We start from the raw sequence: 19,890 nt of genomic DNA on the forward strand, positions 1-19,890 counted from the left end.
CTTTTAGGGGTCACTTCAAAGCAGTCAGCTTTTTATATATTACATTCTAGTATTTGCCGGGCAGTAATGCCCCCATCTAAAAATTCAGCAAAAGCAAGGAAGTAGGTGAGGGATCAACTTTCCGGAAAAGCCCGATTGGTTCCAAAAGACATATTCTTTCCTTTACGTTGACATTAAAAATATTACTAATTTTTTCTTTTACAATGGCAACAAATAAAGAAACATTTACAACGACACTTATTTCGTTTAGAACTCCAATTATCATCACGATGACACTTTTCTTTAGATTTCCACCAATCATCATTACAATGTTTTTCCTGAGAACTCCAATCGTCATCACAATGACACTTTTCTTTAGATTTCCACCAATCATCATTACAATGCTTTTTCTGAGAACTCCAATCATCATCACAATGATGCTTTTCTTTAGATTTCCACCAATCATCACAGCAATGCTTTTTCTGAGAACTCCAGCAATCATTTTTCCAGGACATTTATTTCTACCTCCTTTCAATAGTGTTCATATTATTCTATGTTTTAATAAAAAAATGGCTTGTTTATTAACCTACTATTTTATCTTTATATGATAGAGTGTCTTCTACTCGATATAGAATTCATACAAACTATGCTAATTTTTAAGAGAAAGTGGAGAGAACTACTACTAGTTATGGTATTTTTCAATAAACACTTGTTGAAGAAAATGTTCTGATTACAAATAATATCTTATTTTCGAGTACGCTTTTTAAATGTATATTTCACAATGAAAAATGGGAAATCCACAAATAAAGTCTATGTATATGTGAGTTAATGGGAAAATCTAGTGTGTTTTTAAGGGGCGTCTTATTTTAAAAAAAAGGTTTGTTTTAGAAAGTGGTGTCTAAACATTAAATGGAGTAGGACTAAATTCACGGCCGCTCATTAAAAAGCTTTTAATTAGGAGAAGTCTGTTTTTATAATGAATAATGAAAAGAAAGTTTGGTACAATTGTTTGTTTTTTTCTTTTTATGTGTTTGCCTCGTACCCTTTTAAGCTAGTGGACATACTTTACTAATAGAAAGGATTAGGGGGTGAGGTATTGGGTTCTCGATTTAATAATTGTAAAAAGAAGTGTACATGTAAACAAGATGATTGTTGGGAAGTATTCGAAGAGTGTAAAAAAGAACAGCATGAGAAATGTGATAATTCTTGTGTACAAGGAATTAGAGATGAACTTAAGAAATTAATTAATCGAACAGTTCAAATTAATACAGAGGGACGTACTTATGTAGGTACTGTTTCGTCTGTCAGTTGTGATGTAGTTAGGCTTGCGGCTATTCCTGGATCGGTTGGAGTAATTATTTCCATTTGTAAAATTGAAGCAATTTTCCCACCTGTTACAACGATTACTGCTGACTTTGATTTTAATGGTATTGATGTAGCAAACAAAGCATAATTAAGCTGCTTTTTTGTAAAGCCATTCACATGAATGGCTTTATTTTAATTTCATATAAAAGGAGAATATATTCTTTATATAGAAATAAGTTTGAGGTTATAAAGCATGATGTACGAAAGGAGCAAGGAAGTGATTAAACTAGAAAGTTTTAAGAAATCTGATTTTAAACAATTAATAAATTGGATTAATTCCGAAGAATTTCTAATACAATGGTCAGGAAATGCATTCACATTCCCTTTAGACGAACAGCAATTAGAGAAGTATATAGAAAGTGCAAATACACTCGCTTTCAAAGTGGTAGATGAAGAGACTTCAGACGTTATTGGTCATATTTCGCTTGGGCAAATAGATAATATTAATAAGTCCGCTAGAATTGGAAAAGTATTAGTTGGTAATACGAAGATGAGAGGACGTTCTATAGGAAAACATATGATGAAAGCAGTACTTCATATTGCTTTTGACGAATTAAAACTACATAGAGTAACTCTTGGTGTGTATGATTTTAATACATCGGCCATTTCATGTTACGAAAAAATAGGGTTTGTAAAAGAAGGCTTATTAAGAGAGTCAAAAAGAGTAGGAGAAACGTATTGGAATTTATGGGAAATGAGTATGTTAGAATATGAATGGAAGAAGTAGCAACAATAGTAATTTATAATTATATTATGTTAACAAAGGGGCTTGGTGGGTATAGTGGATAATAAAACAAAAATAATTTCAATTGCAGCTGTTTCGGGGGGAGGTAAAACTACAATTACAGAAAGATTAAAGCATAAGTTTAAAAACTCAAAAGCTCTATATTTTGATAGTTATACATTTGATAACTCTCCTGCTGATATTTGTAAATGGATTGATGATGGGGCGAATTACGACGAGTGGGTATTAACACCATTAATTCATGATATTGAGCAACTTATACAAAATAATACCTTAGACTATATTATTGTAGATTATCCTTTTGCATACTTAAATAGTGAGATGCGAAAATTCATTGATGTAACTATATTTATTGATACGCCTTTAGATATTGCGATGGCTAGAAGGATTTTGCGAGATTTTAAGGAAGGTACAATAGATGAAATACATAATGATTTGGAACATTACATGACATATGCGAGAAAAGCTTATTTAGAGGCAATTCATACTGTTAAGCCGAATTCAGATATCATATTGGATGGTTCTTTATCTGTAAGTGAAATAATTAATCACGCTGTAGAGGAACTTGGCCGAAGAGAAGTGATTGTCAATGGTTAAATGTATAACAGATGCTGTTAGGTGGATAATTGAAGTAAGGGAGAGAGAAATGTGTACACTTTATTTCAATATAATTGGCAAGTAAGAGATGATTGGTTTAAGTGGTGTGAACAACTTTGAGAGGAAGATTTACTTTGCAAACTGGGGGTATGTTAGAAACATGATTTCAAGTATAGTTGGATTAGTGCTCTTCAAGGAGAAGAAGATAGCGAACCGCAATTTAAAGATTATCAATCGATTCAAAAAGTGAAAGCGTTATCTGATTTATATAAACGAGAACTTGAAGTTTTTTTTGCAGTCATGATCATCTAGCCTAGAATGCCGTATAAAAAGTTAATCATTGGTGCTTTGATTATATAACGTCTGCGAAATAAATAGTGTGAAGGACAGCTATTCTAACAAGTATTTTATGTAACGTTCGTATATTTAAATTTTTTTGTAATTAATCGAATTCTAATTTTTTAGAAACGGATAATGAGGTATGGGTGGTGCTCTTTTTATTGAATAAAATGAGTTTATTTTTCGGAATTTCCTTACAATATAAAAATTAAAATTTTATTTGTTGTTAAGAAAATATATGAGGAAAATAAAAAAAGAGGGCTAATGCCCTCTTTTTCTTTTAATTTGGTAATTAATCACAGATTGGTATCCCAAGCACTCTTAGAGCTAATGCTACTTGAAGGGAAATCTCTAATCTAGCAATTTCAATACCAGCTACTGAAAGAACTAAAAAAGGTTGTCCGTTTACAAATACAACGCAACTATCCATAGTTAAGCCTCCTTTCTAGTAATCTACTATAGTATATGAGTAGAACTTTAAAGTGTAATAGTTCAATTGTTGGATTTGATAGAATTAATAGATTAACCCATTTAAACTAAACAAACGAACACAACGAAAGGAAACAGAGATGGATGTATGCCTCAAAAAACATAGGTTTTAAGACATGTAATGGGATATGAAATTTATCATATTGGTCAGCTATCTATATGGGCGAGAGAGTTAAACTTGCAACCAGTTTCAGCAAATTTGCTTGGAAGAGGATGATAGAATTAAAAACCGACTTGCATCTCAAGCGCAAGTCGGTTTTATATATATAAGAAGATTTCTTAATTGAAATCCTCGGATTTTTTCTGACGTATATGTAAAAACATTAAGGTGGTAATGATTAAAAAAATCATTATAGTTTGTATAATTAAATTTTTAAACTGAAGCAATATTGTCCAAGATGTAAGGGCGTCTTTAAAAGCTTGGAGTGCAGAGTACGAGGAAGGATCAAAACCATACTGGAGCAACTTTTTTGTTTCAATAAATGAAATGTTTTCTTCATCTGCATCTAATATTACTGAAATTAGTCTAGTATCTCCAAGTTTTGCTGTACTGACAAAACTATAATTACCGTTAGTTGAAAAACTAGTTTGTAAGCCATCAACACCTTGAAGTTTAATGTTTTCATTAAGGGAATATATCATTTTATTCGTATTGAAAACCTGGGAATCTTTGAAGGTAAATTGGTAAGAGGTTAGTTTCGTAATATTCAATACATCTGGAAAATCTTTTACTAATCGTGCTGCTAGTTTAGCTGCGTCTATCGCTGTTGTAGTTGATTGTTTATTTGTATTATTATTAATTCCAGTAGAGTTTAGAAATGGAGATGGTTGTAATAACTTTAGTTCTTTTGCTTTTTTATTCATTAATACTGTAAAGTTATCTTCATTTCCAGCAATGTGTTCTGCTAGAGCGAGTGCAGAACGATTATTCCCTGCCAGTAGCAATGCATGAAGTAAATCACGAACCGTTGTTTTATCATTCGATGTTACTTGTATAGGGCTTGTTTCTACTCGGAAAACTTCGTTACTTATTTGTACTAAGTCATCTAACTGTATTTTTCTATCATTTAGTTGCTCCAATACGATATATTCTGTCATTAATTTAGATAAAGCAGCTGATTGTACTGGAGTTTCTTCATTTTTTTTATAAACAATTTCACCTGAATTAGCATTTATTAAAATAGCTGATTTAGCTTGAATAATCGGACCATTTACATAAAGATAAAAATATAAAACGATAAGTGCAGTAATAAAAAAAGATAATAATAAAATAGCGAATTTCTTTAAGAATTGCATAAGCGATCCTCCTATTATGACATCAATAATAGTATTGTAAAAAGGAATGCTTAATTAGGAAGAAAGAAAAGGTAAAGAATTTCTAAAGAATTATAAAGGATTATTAAATTTAGGGTAATTATGGAAAAAGTTCAATTTCTTATATGGTAAGAAATTGAACTTTTTATTTGTAATATTAACATTTGTATGGGAGTAGATTTACAGTGAATGTTGTTTTTTCGTCATCACTATATACTTCAATTGTTCCTTTATGCAATTCGACTATACTTTTTGCAATTGCTAATCCAAGTCCAGATCCACCAGTGTTTGTAGAGCGAGATTTCTCAACGCGATAAAAACGTTCAAAAATATGAGGTAAATCCGTACTAGGAATAGGTTGTCCGTAATTTGTTATATCAATTGTAATCATATTATTGCTTTCATAAGCAGTAAGGTCAATATAGCGACCTTCGCTTCCATAAGCGATAGCGTTTATAATAAGATTTTCAAACACACGCACTAATTTGTCACCATCAGCTAATACCATGAGCTTTTGAGACGGGAAAGAAGGCCGACATTCTATATTAGCTTCTTGAAATTGTATACGGAATTGAACAGTTAATTGTCCAAGTAACTCTACAATATCAATAGGAACAGAATACAAGCTTAATTCTTTATTTTGAACACGTGTATATTCGAACAAGTCATTCATTAATGCATTAAGACGAGTTACCTTATCGTAAATGACTTGAATATAGTATCGCAATTCCACTTCATCTCTATAATTATCATGATGGATTAAATTTACGTATCCAACTATAGAGGTAAGGGGAGTGCGTAAGTCATGTGATACATTTGTAATAAGTTCACTTTTTGCTTGTTCAGCTTGTCTTTCTTCATCAATGGAGACTTTTAATTGTTCAACAATTTCATTGACCCCGATTGCTAATTCTTCTAGATAATTATGATTTACAATAGAAACTTTATGATTGAAGTTTCCATTTGCAATATAACGAATTTCTTCTATCATTTTTTTTATACAAGTTTCATAATAAAGTTTTTTCTCGTGACGATAAAAAATGTAAAGATAGGATGAAAAAATAGAAAATAAAAACAAATAAGATACAATCATCATCCATAAAGACTCTTTAATCCCTTTATACTTTTCATAACCAAAAATTCGAATGAATTCTTTACCGAGTTCGGTTAGAGTAAGTGAACTTTCAATTACACTCGTAACGAGGCGATAAATAATTATTTCAGTAATAGGAGTGAGTGTGATAGCTAATAAAAGCCAAAAAATAAGTTTCCATTTAGGAATATCTTTTAATATATCAAATGCTTCATTTCTCAATTTTATAGCCAACTCCCCAAACAGTATGAATAAATTTTTCTCCATTTATTACTGTTTCAAGTTTATCTCGTAAGTTGCTAATATGGACCATTACCGTCTTATTTGAACCATAACCATCTTCATTCCAAACGCGTTCGAAAATTTCTTCTGAACTAAATACTCTTCCTGTATTACTCGCAAGTAAATATAAAATATCGAATTCAATAGAGGTTAGTTTAATGTACTCTCCATTTACTTTAACTGTATGATTATGTTTGTGTATTTCAACAGAGCGAATACGAATAATACCATCTTCATTCTTTTGCGAAGTAGCATTTTGGAAAGAGGATCTTCGTAATAAAGCTTTCACTCTAGCTACTAATTCTAATGGATTGAATGGTTTGATCATATAATCATCGGCACCTGTCATAAGGCCTAATATTTTATCCATATCTTCTGCTTTTGCACTAAGCATTAGAATTGGTACAGTATTATTTTCACGCACTTCCTGACAAACTTCTAATCCGTTTCGTTTTGGCATCATAATATCCAAAATCATAAGGTCAACTTCATATGTAGAAACCTTTTGCAATGCTTCATCGCCATCATAAGCTTTATAAATGTTATAGCCCTCATTTCGCAAATAAACAGCAAGTAATTCAACAATTTCTTTATCATCATCAATAATTAATATGTTTTTATTCATTGTGTAGTTCCTTTCCTTACAAATCATCAACATTACTATAATATCAAACATTTATGTACTTGTAGCGATGATTCTGTATAAAATTTCATGTAACGTATTAAAAAGGAGTAAAAAGATTAATATCGAATATAAAATAACAAAGATATTTAGATTCTACATTATAATGAAAGGTAGTTATAAGGGGGATTTTCTATGTTATGTAATGATAAATATTCATTTACTCCAACTGGAAAAATAGAAAATGATATTAAAGCTTTTCTACTAAAATATAATAAAGAGTTTACATATAAACATTCAATTCGTGTGGCAAATGAGGCAAAAAAGATTGCAGAAAAGTTTCACGTAGATAAAGAAAAAGCAGCAATTGCAGGATATTTACATGATATTAGTGGCATTTTTCCAAACGAGGAGCGGATTGCAGTTGCTGAAGAATTTGGTGTAGAAATAGTGGAAGCGGAAAGAAAGTTTCCTATGATTATTCATCAAAAATTATCGAGGGTAATCGCAAAAGAAATATTTAAAGTCGAAGATGAAGAGATTTTAAATGCAATTTGTTGCCATACAACGTTGCGTAAACATGCAACGAAGATGGATTTAGTATTATTTGTTGCAGATAAAATAGAATGGGATCAAAAAGGGACACCACCATATTTAATAGAAATAAAAAAAGGATTGGGAAAATCTTTGGAAAAAGCAGCTTTTGTATATATTTCATATTTGTGGGAAAGGAAAGATACATTGAAAGTTATACACCCGTGGCTAGAAGAAGCATATTGGGATTTAAAAAGAATTGTACAGTAGAAAGGACAAGGAAATGCAATTAAAAGAATATATGAATCAAACATTTCCAGAAGTTACATTAGGACCCTACTTATTATCTCAGTGGGAAAATCATTTGCATTTTGATTTCGGAAAAGATAAATATCAAATTGTAGAAGGAACCAACGATTTAAATATGGAATACTTTTCTCAACTATATACATATAATAAATTCTTATTTGAAGACATATTTTCAAAAGAAGATGTAGTGTTTGTAGTGACAAATGTTTATAGATTTAAAAAGGAAAACATAAAAACTCCACAGAAAATAAATGTATACAATAAATATATTAAGAAAAGAGATTTAAGATTTCATATAAGACAAGAAACATTACCGTTTCTATTTGAAGATGAAGAAGCAGAGTTATATTGTACATATCAATTTTCTTTAAAATGTCTCGTAGAAGATATTAAGTATGAATCGCTTATACAAGCTGCTAATCATGAGGATTTTTCTGATTTGTATCCTCGATTTGGACGAAAAAAAGAAATTTTTTATCCAGATGTATTTCTCATTAATGCAACGAAAGATATTGTCATGTTTATGTATGATGATAGAGGATGTGAAGTAATTGCGAAGAATAAAGAAATAATACGAGATTTATATAAGAAATACAAAGAATGGATTCCAGATTATGAACGAGAAAGTATAGATAACATATTTAAATGACAATAGGGGAAGTGAAGCGTGTAATGAAACGTATTGCAATTGTATCTGCATGGGAACCAGAACTGACGTATTTGCATCAACATTATCCGAGTGAACGTGTTGAAAAAAGGGCAGCTTGGGAATTTCATTTTCATACTATTAATGAGCTGGAAATTATATCAGTTGTTACTGGTGTCGGTAAAGTAAGCTGCGCTAGTTGTGTACAATTGTTAATTAGTGAGTTTCAGCCAGATGAGTTGTTTATGACAGGAATATGCGGAAGTTTATCAAACAAGGTGAAAAACGGTCATATTGTAGTCGCACTAAACGCAATACAACATGATGTTACTGCTGCTGGTTCAGGGGAAGATGTTTTTAATTTATATAACGGTAGAACAGCACCTATTGAAACAACAAAATCACTTGTAAGAAGAATAAAAAAAATACGATCGTATGATCCGATACATTTCGGTACATTTTTATCAGGAGATCAACGTATTCGTAGTTCGGAAATGAGATATTTACTCCATACCGTATATGGAGCATTGGCAGTTGATCAAGAAGTAGCAGCTTTCGCCTATGTATGCCAAATAAATAAAAAACCATTTCTCTGTTTAAAAGCTGCTTCAGATCAAGCAAATGATAAAACGAAAGAAGAACAAAAAATCTTTAAAATGCTAGCATGTGAAAGAGCATGTGAGCATTTAATTGCTTTTTTACGTGTTTATGAGGTTAATGTAGTAAATAATAGATAGTTTGTTATAAAACAAATCAATAGTGAGTTATATGTAGGGAAATGTCCGCTTATTTCAAATTAAGAGCTGAAATTTATAATAGATGGAATATATTATATGGGTACACGTTGAGTTTAATATAAGCAGTTGGAGGGCAATTTTATATGATTCAATATAAAAGGTGTAGTGAAGTAAATATTGATTTAGTATATGAAGCTTTTAAAGATGGATTTTCAGATTACATTATTAAGATGGAGGTTTCAAAAGAGGATTTTATACAACGTTTTTTGGGACCAGAAGGTAATTTGCTAGAACATTCTTTTCTTGCTTTAGAAGAAGGCAAACCTGTTGGCGTAATACTAGGTGGTATAAAGGATTATGAAAGTATAAAGACTATGCGCTGTGGAACATTAGCGGTTCATCCTAATTACCGCGGTATTGGTGTAAGTCAAAAATTATTTGAACTGCATAAAGAAGAGGCGATTCAACATGGATGTAAGCAACTTTTTCTCGAAGTCATTGTAGGAAATGACCGAGCGATTCATTTTTATAATAAGTTGGGCTATGAAAAAGTGTACGATCTTTCTTATTATAATTTAAATGATTTGACTAAAATAATGAATAAAGATTGTAAGGATAGTGAAGTAAAACAATTAGAATTTCCAACTTTTAAAGATGAAATTCAGAAATGGTTAAACTTCCATATAAATTGGCAAAATGATATTGATTATATCAAAAAAACAAATCATGTATTTTATGGTGCATATGTCGATAATGACTTAAAAGGCTCTCTATGTGTAAATAAACAAGGTAAAATTAGTTTTATTTTCGTAGACAAAGATTATAGAAATATTGGTGTTGGGATGAAATTATTACAAGTAGCAAGAGAAGAATTACATTTATCAAGTTTATCAATTGGGTTTCCTAACAATAATTTACTGGAAGGTTTTCTTAAGAAATGTGGATTTGAAAAGAATTCTTTAGCGCAATATGAAATGTATTTATTACTCTAAGAGCGGAAAGATTTATTCTTTTCGCTTTTTATTTTGCTGTTATGTTGGTAAATGCTCCGCAACTATAATTTATAATGAGAGGGATTTTGTTTATCCTTAAGTTATTTTTTAAATTGTCAATTTCATGCTAATAATTTTCTTTGTATAATATTCTAATTTTATGTAGAATAGATACGATGGGAGGGGATGAAATGAATAATGGATTAAAGTTTAAGATTTTTGAATTGCATTGTCTCGTTCAAAAGACTTATTCTGATATTAAAATAGCGTGTAATATTGCTATTTATCAAGAAAACACTTCTAAATATTTAATTTCATTAGGATTTTTAAATAAATCATATATGACTTATATAGAAGCAAAAAGATTCTATCGCGAAAATGAAGAGCTTGTAAGTGTAGAATTTGATAATTTCTTTGATATGTATGATAAATTAGAAAACGAATTAAAACAAGTTATTTCAACTGAAGATAAAAATCCTTCATTGCTACATAGCAGACTTGATCAGTTTCAACAGAAAGTTGAAAATATAAATGACCTAATAAAAGTATTGCAAAATGCTCGTTAATGAATGCTTTTTTCTTTTTTGTATAGAAATTATGTATTAAAAACATTTTAGGGATATTACATATTAAAGAGGTGGCTTTTGTTGATTACAAAAGTCATCTTTTTATGTTAGGAATAGATTGTATACATTTTAGCAGTTTTATATAAATAATAGAAATTTATACGAGGTAAATATCATGGGAAATAAAAAAGAAATAGCTATAGTTGCATTAACTACAGGATTCGTTTTAACAAGTGTAACACTATATGGAGTAGGTCATGCAGAGGAACCTGGTCAAATGCAAGTTGAAATTCAAGAGGATTCGTTCCGTACAGGTAATCTGACACAACCATCAAAAAAGGCACCAGAGAATGTAGTGAAAGATGCACTTAAGGAAAATACGGAGCATGCTTTGTCTCCAAAACAAGTTAGTGCAGAAACAGGAGTAGATTACAAAGTTCTTCAAAAACGTGGTTCTTATGATGGAACTACACTTGTGCGCATGCAACAAATATATGAAGGAAAAGAAGTATATGGCCACCAGTTGACTGCTCACGTAGATAAAAAAGGTATTATTAAAAGCATTTCAGGAGCTAGCGCACAAAATTTAACACAAGAAGATTTAAAGAAACCTATTAATTTATCAAAAGAAGAAGCAAAACAATATATTTATAAAAAGTACGGAAACGATACTAAATTTATTTCTGAGCCAGAAGTTAAGGCAGTTATTTTTGTTGATCAAAATCATGGGGAGGCTAGCAATGCATATCAAGTTACATTTGCTGCTACAACACCAAATTATGTATCTGGAACTTATTTAGTGAATGCTCATAATGGTGAAATGTTAAAAGATATGGTACAAGAATCAAGTTTGAAAATAAGTGAAGAGTATGTTGAATCCGTTAAGGAAAATAAAACTAGCAATTTTACATCATTAACTGGAACAGGAAAAGATGATTTAGGCGTAACTCGTACATTTGGTATTTCTAAACAGACCAGTGGGAATTATGCGCTTGCTGATTACACAAGAGGACAAGGAATTGAGACATATGATGTAAATTATAGAGATATTACAAATGAAGAAAGTTATTATCCTGGTATACTAGCAACTAGTGTTTCAACAACATTTAATGATCCAAAGGCGGTAAGCGCTCATTTCTTAGCAACAAAGGTATACGATTTTTATAAAGAAAAATATAAGCGTAATAGTTTTGATAATAAAGGAAAAAAAGTAGTTTCAGTTGTACATGCATGGGATTCTGGAGGAACAAATGATCCTGAAAATTGGGAGAATGCATTTAGTACTAATATTAATAACATTAGTATGCTTTTATATGGAGATCCCATGGTAAAAGCGTTCGATATAGCCGGTCATGAATTTACACATGCAGTTACATCAAGTGAATCTAACCTTGAATTTTCAGGAGAATCTGGGGCAATTAACGAGGCATTATCGGATATTATGGGAACGGCTATAGAGAAATACATAAATAATGGGGAATTTAACTGGACAATAGGAGAACAAACTGGATCGACTTTTCGTAATATGAAAAATCCAACTGCAATTAATTTTTCAGAAGGACTACCGTATCCGGATGATTATAGTAAATATAATGATTTAAATGGAGAGGATTATGGAGGCGTTCATTTTAACTCAAGTATTATTAATAAAGTTGCGTATTTAATGGCACAAGGTGGTACTCATAACGGTGTAAATGTAAATGGTATTGGTGAAGATAGAATGTTTGATATTTTCTATTATGCAAATACTGATGAATTAAATATGACTTCTAATTTCTCTGAATTGAAATTGGCATGCCTTAAAGTGGCAACTAATAAATATGGAGCGAACTCAATTGAAGTTCAAGCAGTCCAAAATGCTTTTGATGCGGCAAAAATTACAGGAACGGTGAAAGAGAACGAAAAAACAGCAGAAAACCAAGCTCCAGAGTTAACTGTACCGTTTACGATTACACTACGTGTAGGTGATACGTTTGATCCAATGAGAAATGTAAAAGCTGTTGATAAAGAAGATGGTGATTTAACAAATAAAGTAAAGCATAAAGGCGATGTAGATACTTCAAAACCAGGTACATACATTGTGGAATACTTGGTCGTTGATTCCCAAGGGAGAAATACAACGGCTAGACAGACTGTAATTGTAGAGGGAAATGGAGAAACATCAGATTTAGAACCTAAATTAATAGTGCCTGTTGGAGCGACAATTCATGTTGGAGATTCATTTGTTCCAATGGCAGAAGTATTAGCTATCGATAAAGAAGACGGTGATCTCACTTCTAAAATCAAAGTTGATGGTGAAGTAGATATAACTAAAGCCGGTACTTACGTATTAACGTACACGGTTACAGATTCTAAAGGTCATGAAGTAACGGCGAAGCAAACTGTAACGGTCAAAGTTAGAGAAGAAGTTAAAAATGATAAACCAATACTAAAAGTACCTGCTACAACTTCAATTACTGAGGGTGATCAATTTGATCCATTGGTAGGGGTATCAGCTACGGATAAAGAGGACGGTGACCTTATTTCTAAAGTAGCGTATGAAGGAACTATAGATACAACTAAAGCTGCTACTTATGAAATAATATATAGTGTTAGAGATTCCGTGGGTAATGAGGTAAATGCAATACAAAAAGTATTAGTGAAAGATAAAGAAACTAGCAAAGCTAATGACCTTGCTAATAAGGAAAATAAGAGTAATATCTCAAACAACAGTAATAGCGATAAAAAAGAATATACATATAAGGAGCTTCCAAAGACGGGTGTAAGTACAACTAACAGTGCAGCAATCGGCATATTGATGATTATTACAGGCACAGTACTCACTTTTGTTCGCAAATTTAGAAAGATACAAAAATAATAGTAGGGATCATTCGTTTGAAGAAAAGAGTTCATTATTCAAAAGAAATAAAGTAGAAAGTAAGTAAAACAAAATATGGATTTTTTACTTAATAAGATTTTAGTAGTTAAGCGGTGCATTTGGCTTCTATAAAAATTTGTAGTTGGATCATGTTCTGTCTACAAAACTACATTACATAAAAAACACGTTACTATTCTCATTAAAATAAAAGAATAGTAACGTGTTTTTTGGTTTGGAAAAAGCATAAATCCTATAGTTCATGAATCTGGGAATGCTTCTAATCTGCCATTGATGAGTTACTGAAAACATTTTGTTTTAATGGAAGTTTCACTCTAAATGACAACATGAGATTTTCGATATTTACCAGGTGTTTCATTGGTGAATTTTTTAAAAATTTTAGTGAAATAACTTTGATCGCTAAAATTAAGCGAAGCGCATATGTCTGATAAAGGATAGGTGGTGAAAGTTAATAATTTCTTTGCTTCTTCGATTCGTTCACGTTGAATGTACTCAATTAATGAAATACCGACTTCTTTTTTAAATAATATAGATAAATAATCTGAATTCACATTTGCAAATTTAGCAACTTGTTTAACAGATATTGGATTGTAAATATTTTTAAAAATGTAGTTTTTGCAAATAGCAATAGTCTGTGAATGTTGCTGTGTTTTTTGTGCCTTTACACGGTCTGCAAAGGTACAAAAAGCATTTTTTAATAAATCCCAAACAGATTCTTTGTCTTTTAAATCTTCTATTCTTTGAATATGTAAATCATAAATTTTGTAAGCAATCCCAGATGGAAGTCCCCCTTTTATCGCATATCTAGTAGCGAGCGTGATGGATGAAATACAAATGTTTTTATGACGTCTTAATTGATGGAATGAAGATAAAGATGAAAGAGTCTCTTGTTGGAATTCGTAATAATATTTGAGTACGGTTTCTTTATCCCCGTGTTCTATAGAACTAAGTAGTTGCTGCTCTATATATAAATTATGATAAATGGATTCATCTTTTTGCATTGAAATATATACATCTTCGTTTAAGATGCTGCTATGACTTATATGAAGTGAGTCACTGTTATTTGAAAAGGTACTTACATCTGAATTTTTTTTATAGAGAATGTTATAGAACAATATCGCTATATTTACAAAGAAATTTTGATCTTTGACTGACAATGAAAAATAATGGTCTCTTGTTCTTTTATAATTTGGAATAAAATTAAGGTTACTATCCGCTTTACTTGTAGAAGAATTCACATGTGTCAAGGGCCCAATAATAACAGTACCGTTCACCATATAATCGCTCTTTATGTGAATTAAAATAAAGTGCCCTAGATATTCGTGAGTTCTGAAGATGGGGGAATTATACGTATCATTTCTCTGAAAAAGCATATGTAACTGTTCTATTTTTGATGTATACAACGAATGTGAATCACTTTTTGATGTGAATTCTAAAAGAATATTTTTGTTACAATCTAAAAAACAAACTGGAATTTCAAAAGATTGGAAAAACATATTGCAAATATACTCTATCTCAACTAGACTGAGCTTTTTAGTCATATTCTTCCTCCTTACAGTTATGCGTAATAGTTAAATAAACATATATTCCTTTTTTCATAAGTAGAAACGGAAAACCTTTATTAATAAAAAATATAAATAAAAGTTATAAACTTCTAAGAATAATACCATAATTTAACATGAATAGCACATATTATTTGAATATACAGGTAATAGTTTTGGACAGTAGCGTAAAATATGAATCGTCACACTTATTTGTTGGTTATTACTTATATGTATTAAAAAATGATTAAGATTGGATTTTAAATAGGGATAGGAAGTGAGAAATGAATAGATTGACAGTAAGTGACTAGTCGAAATTAGTAGTGAAAGCTATTGTGTAACAAATGTAATGATTGTTGAAATAGGGATATACGTGTAATTTAGGGGAGAAAATTACATATATCATGTGGAGAGACAACGTAATAATAGAAGATAAGAAAAGTGAATAAGTGATTGTAAACAATGGATTGTTGGACGACTATGTTTTATGTTATTCGTTTAAATCTGATACTTGGCACACTATTGCTTTTAAGAAGGTAATAGTAATAAAGAAATTTTTAAAATGATAGAAGTAGTAAAGGGGATAAGAGAAATGAAAAAAATATTTAGTGTGCTTTTAGTGTTATTCTTAACATTTTCTACATGGTCTAGTGTATTAGTAAAGGCAGATTCACCATCTAAAGGTACTTTAACGATTCATAAGTATGAACAAGAAAAAGATGGAGCGCAGGGACTAGAAGGTGACGGTTCTGCAAATCAAGAGGTGCCAAAAGATGTGAAACCATTAAAAGGTGTAACGTTTGAAGTAAAAAGGGTTGCTTCTTTTGAAAAAATTTCAAACGATGGGAAAATCGTAAAAGAAGACGTGAAACCTGTAATGGGAGCCACTCCAAATCAAGTAGTAACAGATGATAACGGACAAGCTGTATTAAAAGATCTTCCGCTAGGACGTTATGAGGTGAAAGAAGTGGCAGGACCTCCACATGTTAATCTAAATCCCAATACGTATACAGTGGATATTCCATTAACAAATAAAGAGGGTAAGGTGCTAAACTATGATGTTCACATGTATCCCAAAAATGAGATTAAACGTGGTGCAGTGGATTTAATAAAAACTGGTGTAAATGAAAAAGCATTAGCAGGTGCAGTATTCTCTTTATTTAAAAAAGACGGTACAGAAGTGAAAAAAGAGTTAGTAACAGATGCTAATGGTCATATTCGCGTGCAAGGATTGGTGTATGGAGAATACTATTTCCAAGAAACAAAAGCTCCGAAAGGCTATGTAATAGATCCAACTAAACGTGAGTTTTTTGTTAAGAACTCCGGAACAATTAATGAAGATGGAACTATTACTTCTGGTACAGTAGTTAAATTAGAAGTGAAAAACTATGAAGAACCAACAATTGATAAAAAGATTAACGGAAAATTGGAAGCGTTACTAATCAATCCGTTAACTAATTATAATTATGATATTAAAACATTAATTCCAGAAGACATTAAGGAATACAAAAAATATGTGGTAACAGATACTTTGGATAATCGTTTAGTGATTCAAGGAAAGCCAATCGTGAAAATTGATGGAGCAGAAGTAAATGCAAACGTTGTTGAGGTAGCTATAGAAGGTCAAAAAGTAACAGCTACAGTAAAAGATTTCACAAAATTAGATGGTAAAAAAGAATTTCATTTGCAAATTAAATCCCAAGTAAAAGAAGGAGTACCATCTGGTTCGGAAATTTTAAATACAGCAAAAATACATTTTACAAATAAAAATGATGTAATTGGAGAAAAGGAATCTAAACCTGTAGTTGTTATTCCGACAACTGGAATAATTGAGTTAACAAAAATTGATGGTGCTAATAAGAATAAATTAAAAGGTGCAGAGTTTGTACTTAAAGATAATAATGGAAAAATAGTTGTCGTAGCAGGAAAAGAAGTAACAGGTGTATCAGATGAAAATGGTGTTATTAAATGGTCTAACATTCCATATGGAGACTATCAAATTTTTGAAACGAAAGCACCAACATATACAAAAGAAGATGGTACAAAAGCATCTTATCAATTATTAAAAGACCCCATTGATGTAAAGATTAGTGAAAATAATCAAACGGTTAAATTGACGATTGAAAATAATAAAAGTGGATGGATTCTTCCGGTAACGGGTGGTATAGGAACGACTCTTTTTACTGTAATAGGCCTTACTTTAATGCTTACAGCGGCATTTGTTTTCTTTAGAAAAAAGTTTGCTAGAAATTAAGATTTTAGGAACATGTAACCATATGAAAAGGGGAGAAGCAAAATGCTTTCCTCTTTTCGATATTTAAGCGTATACAGAGGTGGAAATATGAAACGAAATCTTGTTTTGGGAGGTATTTTCTTATTTGGATTAGGTATTTTTTTATATCCTACTATTAGTAATTGGTTGGCGACCCGTGCACATTATTCTGAGATTAGCTCTTACGATAAGAAGATTAAAGCATTACAAAAGAAAGAAGTCGAACGTAGGGAAAAAGAAGCAGCCGAATATAATAAACAAGTTCAAACTTCTGCGAAAACATTTACAGATCCATTTTCTGAAAAAAAAAGTAATCATCAAGCGTATGCTGATGCGTTAAATTTAGGAGATGTAATGGGGTATATTGAAATATCGAAAATTAATATAAAACTGCCAATCTATCAAGGGACCTCTGAGGAAGTATTAAGTCGCGGGATAGGTCATTTAGATTTTTCTTCGCTCCCGGTAGGTGGAGAAAATACGCACACTATTTTAACAGGGCATCGTGGTTTACCATCAGCAAAATTATTTACAGATTTAGATAAGTTGAGTGAAGGAGATCTTTTTTATATTCATTCTTTAGACAAAGTTCTTGCTTATAAAGTAGATCAAATTAAAGTAGTGTTACCACACGAAATGGAAGATCTACAAATTGTAGAAAATAAAGATTATACAACTTTAATTACGTGTACGCCTTATGGAGTAAACACCAATAGATTGCTAGTTCGAGGTGAGCGTGTGGAGTTAAACGAGAAAGAAAAACCAAAAGTGAGTACAGAGATATTTATGTTTAATAAGTGGACTGTAATAGTTCCACTCCTATTGTTATGTGTGTTTCTAGTCGTAATTTATAAGAAAAGGTTTACTCGATAGAATGTATGTATTTATCCTGCATTAATGGGAAGTGGGACCGTAAATTCAGAGATAAGTAAAGAAGGTATATAGGGGATTGAAGTAAATCATCATTAATAAAAATTTCATTTTATTCGACTATAGAAAAAATACGGTAAAGGTGGGAACAAAGGAATTGAGGCTACGATTAAAGCTGGTAAGTATTCATTTTATTGTTTTGTTAATGTTAAGTGTAAGTTTTGTCATATATGTACCAAAAGAAGTATATGGATCCACGACAAACTTAGAAGGTCTAGGTGATATATCGCGCTATAATGCTGTTGTCTTTGGTAACCATAAAGCAATAGGTGGCGACATTGAAGGAGCAATTGCAGTTCAAGGTGATATGGATGCATCGGGGTATACAATTGTAGGTGCTGCAGCTGGAACATCTAATATAGTAGGTGAAAAATGGGTTGATGAGGGATATCCGTCCTTGTTATTGTCTGGAAAATTTAAGAAATCAAGAGAAGAATCTTTTATCATTCAAAACGGAATAGTCGTAATGACAAAAGAGAGTGATCCAAATCGCATCATACAATCCTCTTATGATCGTATCGTTTATAAAGAAAAACTAGAAATTGACGCGAAATTTAATGAATTTCGCAATATAGTGAACCAAGTCAGTAAAAATGCAGGTCAATATAAAACAAATACCCCAATTCCACATATGAGTCATGGAATCGGAAAAGATATAAACAATCCTAATATTTATGTTTCATCAGAATTGACAGGGAAAATTAATTTAGATATAAGAGATGTATTTTTACCGAGTGCTAAGGACAAAGATTTTATTGTTATGTATTCGGATGCAACAGAGGTTACATTTAAAAATGGGGCTATTCTATATGACAAGAACAATATTGGAAGGGCTACGGATATAATTCCTACATCACAACCATATTCTCCTAATTCCCCGTTTACTGAGCTATACGGGAAAGTGATTTGGGTTTTTCCAAATGCGAAAAAAATTACAACAGAGGGATATGGTGTCGTTGGGAGTGTGTTTGCCCCAAATGCTGTATTAGAAACAAAAGGTGGCTCGATTAATGGACAAGCATTTGTCGGCGCTGTACAACAAACTGGTGGATTTGAATTTCACAATTTCAAATTTAACTGGCAACATTGGAACAAGCCTAGTACTGGAAAAGTAAAAATAAAAAAAGTTGATAGTAATAATGATAATAAAAAATTGGTGGGAGCAAAGTTTCATATAGAAGAGGAAAAATAGTTGGAGAACTAGTAACAAATAAAGAAGGAGAAGCGATATCAAAAGACTTACCAAAAGGATAATAAAACATTGGTGGGAGCAAAGTTTCATATAGAAGATTCAAAAGGAAAAATAGTTGGAGAACTAGTAACAAATAAAGAAGGAGAAGCGATATCAAAAGACTTACCAAAAGGAAACTATACCCTTGTAGAAATAGAAGCGCCAAAAGACTATGAATTATTAAAAGATAACATAACTGTAAAAGTAGAAAAAGATGCAGTAGTAGAAATTAAAATAGGAAATAAGAAATTGCCAGATCCAATGGGAAAAATGAAGTTAGTGAAAGTAGACATAAGTGATAAAAATAAAAAGCTAGCAGGGGCAAAGTCTCATATAGAAGAGGAAAAATAGTTGAAGAACTAGTAACAAATGAAGAAGGAGAAGCGATATCAAAAAAATTACCAACAGGAAATCATACTCTAGTGGAAAAAG

Annotated in this window: 17 protein-coding genes and 3 pseudogenes; 14 read left to right on the forward strand and 6 right to left on the reverse strand. The window is 31.3% G+C overall.

The window, feature by feature from the left end:
- Positions 1–76: 76 nt before the first annotated feature.
- Entirely contained in the window at positions 77–514 is a 438-nt protein-coding gene (locus DN401_RS21430) for a hypothetical protein (RefSeq protein ID WP_176396432.1), read from the reverse strand.
- 561 nt (positions 515–1,075) lie between these two features.
- Here DN401_RS21430 and DN401_RS21435 point away from each other — a divergent pair.
- The 4 genes and pseudogenes from DN401_RS21435 to DN401_RS30270 form a co-directional block, all read left to right on the forward strand.
- A complete protein-coding gene (locus DN401_RS21435) occupies positions 1,076–1,432 on the forward strand; it encodes a hypothetical protein (RefSeq protein ID WP_000535576.1) in 357 nt (118 codons plus the stop codon).
- Positions 1,433–1,537: 105 nt separating this feature from the next.
- Positions 1,538–2,071 carry a GNAT family N-acetyltransferase gene (locus tag DN401_RS21440; RefSeq protein ID WP_000990082.1) on the forward strand — a complete coding sequence of 178 codons (534 nt, stop codon included), beginning with the start codon at positions 1,538–1,540 and terminating at the stop codon, positions 2,069–2,071.
- A gap of 45 nt (positions 2,072–2,116) precedes the next feature.
- A complete protein-coding gene (locus DN401_RS21445) occupies positions 2,117–2,686 on the forward strand; it encodes a nucleoside/nucleotide kinase family protein (protein ID WP_000513268.1) in 570 nt (189 codons plus the stop codon).
- A gap of 51 nt (positions 2,687–2,737) precedes the next feature.
- A pseudogene (locus DN401_RS30270) lies at positions 2,738–3,014 on the forward strand (DinB family protein); the annotation flags it as partial.
- Positions 3,015–3,317: 303 nt separating this feature from the next.
- Here DN401_RS30270 and DN401_RS21455 read toward each other — a convergent pair.
- Positions 3,318–3,455 carry a DUF3956 domain-containing protein gene (locus DN401_RS21455; protein ID WP_000376554.1) on the reverse strand — a complete coding sequence of 46 codons (138 nt, stop codon included), beginning with the start codon at positions 3,453–3,455 and terminating at the stop codon, positions 3,318–3,320.
- Between the two features lie 165 nt (positions 3,456–3,620).
- Here DN401_RS21455 and DN401_RS21460 point away from each other — a divergent pair.
- A pseudogene (locus DN401_RS21460) lies at positions 3,621–3,731 on the forward strand (DinB family protein); the annotation flags it as partial.
- 62 nt (positions 3,732–3,793) lie between these two features.
- Here DN401_RS21460 and DN401_RS21465 read toward each other — a convergent pair.
- The 3 genes from DN401_RS21465 to DN401_RS21475 all read right to left on the reverse strand — a co-directional run bounded on the left by DN401_RS21465 (position 3,794) and on the right by DN401_RS21475 (position 6,828).
- Positions 3,794–4,810: a D-alanyl-D-alanine carboxypeptidase family protein gene (locus DN401_RS21465; protein WP_001160054.1), complete on the reverse strand. Its 1,017-nt coding sequence runs from the start codon at positions 4,808–4,810 to the stop codon at positions 3,794–3,796.
- Between the two features lie 175 nt (positions 4,811–4,985).
- Positions 4,986–6,143, reverse strand: coding sequence for a sensor histidine kinase (locus DN401_RS21470; protein WP_149287916.1), 1,158 nt, complete (start codon positions 6,141–6,143; stop codon positions 4,986–4,988).
- Complete coding sequence (locus DN401_RS21475) at positions 6,133–6,828, reverse strand: response regulator transcription factor (RefSeq protein ID WP_001038807.1); 696 nt, start codon at positions 6,826–6,828, stop codon at positions 6,133–6,135. Before DN401_RS21475 ends, DN401_RS21470 begins: the two co-directional genes overlap by 11 nt.
- A 192-nt stretch (positions 6,829–7,020) precedes the next feature.
- On the opposite strand from DN401_RS21475, the gene yqeK reads away from it, so the two are divergent.
- The 6 genes from yqeK (at position 7,021) to DN401_RS21505 (ending at position 13,466) form a co-directional block, all read left to right on the forward strand.
- Complete coding sequence (gene yqeK / locus DN401_RS21480) at positions 7,021–7,629, forward strand: bis(5'-nucleosyl)-tetraphosphatase (symmetrical) YqeK (RefSeq protein WP_000882449.1); 609 nt, start codon at positions 7,021–7,023, stop codon at positions 7,627–7,629.
- Positions 7,630–7,642: 13 nt separating this feature from the next.
- Positions 7,643–8,317, forward strand: a complete 675-nt coding sequence (locus DN401_RS21485; RefSeq protein WP_001176117.1) for a DUF3885 domain-containing protein — start codon at positions 7,643–7,645, stop codon at positions 8,315–8,317.
- The gene (gene mtnN / locus DN401_RS21490) at positions 8,314–9,051 is read left to right on the forward strand and encodes a 5'-methylthioadenosine/S-adenosylhomocysteine nucleosidase (RefSeq protein WP_001987381.1); all 738 of its coding nucleotides are present in this window, start codon (positions 8,314–8,316) and stop codon (positions 9,049–9,051) included. The genes DN401_RS21485 and mtnN overlap by 4 nt, the downstream gene beginning before the upstream one ends.
- Positions 9,052–9,194: 143 nt before the next feature.
- Positions 9,195–10,043 carry a GNAT family N-acetyltransferase gene (locus DN401_RS21495; protein WP_000617059.1) on the forward strand — a complete coding sequence of 283 codons (849 nt, stop codon included), beginning with the start codon at positions 9,195–9,197 and terminating at the stop codon, positions 10,041–10,043.
- A gap of 191 nt (positions 10,044–10,234) precedes the next feature.
- A complete protein-coding gene (locus DN401_RS21500) occupies positions 10,235–10,609 on the forward strand; it encodes a hypothetical protein (RefSeq protein WP_001059025.1) in 375 nt (124 codons plus the stop codon).
- A 175-nt stretch (positions 10,610–10,784) separates the two neighbouring features.
- Positions 10,785–13,466 carry a M4 family metallopeptidase gene (locus DN401_RS21505; protein WP_149287917.1) on the forward strand — a complete coding sequence of 894 codons (2,682 nt, stop codon included), beginning with the start codon at positions 10,785–10,787 and terminating at the stop codon, positions 13,464–13,466.
- A gap of 332 nt (positions 13,467–13,798) precedes the next feature.
- Here the strand turns inward: DN401_RS21505 and DN401_RS21510 are convergent, their stop codons facing one another.
- On the reverse strand, positions 13,799–15,025 hold the full coding sequence (locus tag DN401_RS21510; RefSeq protein WP_000162846.1) for a helix-turn-helix domain-containing protein: 1,227 nt from the start codon (positions 15,023–15,025) through the stop codon (positions 13,799–13,801).
- Positions 15,026–15,617: 592 nt separating this feature from the next.
- Between DN401_RS21510 and DN401_RS21515 the strand changes: the two genes are divergently transcribed.
- From DN401_RS21515 to DN401_RS30275, 3 genes and pseudogenes are all read left to right on the forward strand, one after another.
- Positions 15,618–17,279 (forward strand): SpaA isopeptide-forming pilin-related protein, encoded by a 1,662-nt coding sequence (locus tag DN401_RS21515; protein ID WP_000719307.1) that lies wholly within the window; start codon positions 15,618–15,620, stop codon positions 17,277–17,279.
- Positions 17,280–17,366: 87 nt separating this feature from the next.
- A complete protein-coding gene (locus DN401_RS21520) occupies positions 17,367–18,170 on the forward strand; it encodes a class C sortase (protein WP_002197786.1) in 804 nt (267 codons plus the stop codon).
- Between the two features lie 154 nt (positions 18,171–18,324).
- Positions 18,325–19,890 (forward strand): annotated as a pseudogene (locus tag DN401_RS30275) (collagen-binding domain-containing protein); the annotation flags it as partial.

The sequence above is a fragment of the Bacillus sp. BF2-3 genome (assembly GCF_008368795.1).
Lineage (GTDB): Bacteria > Bacillota > Bacilli > Bacillales > Bacillaceae_G > Bacillus_A > Bacillus_A cereus.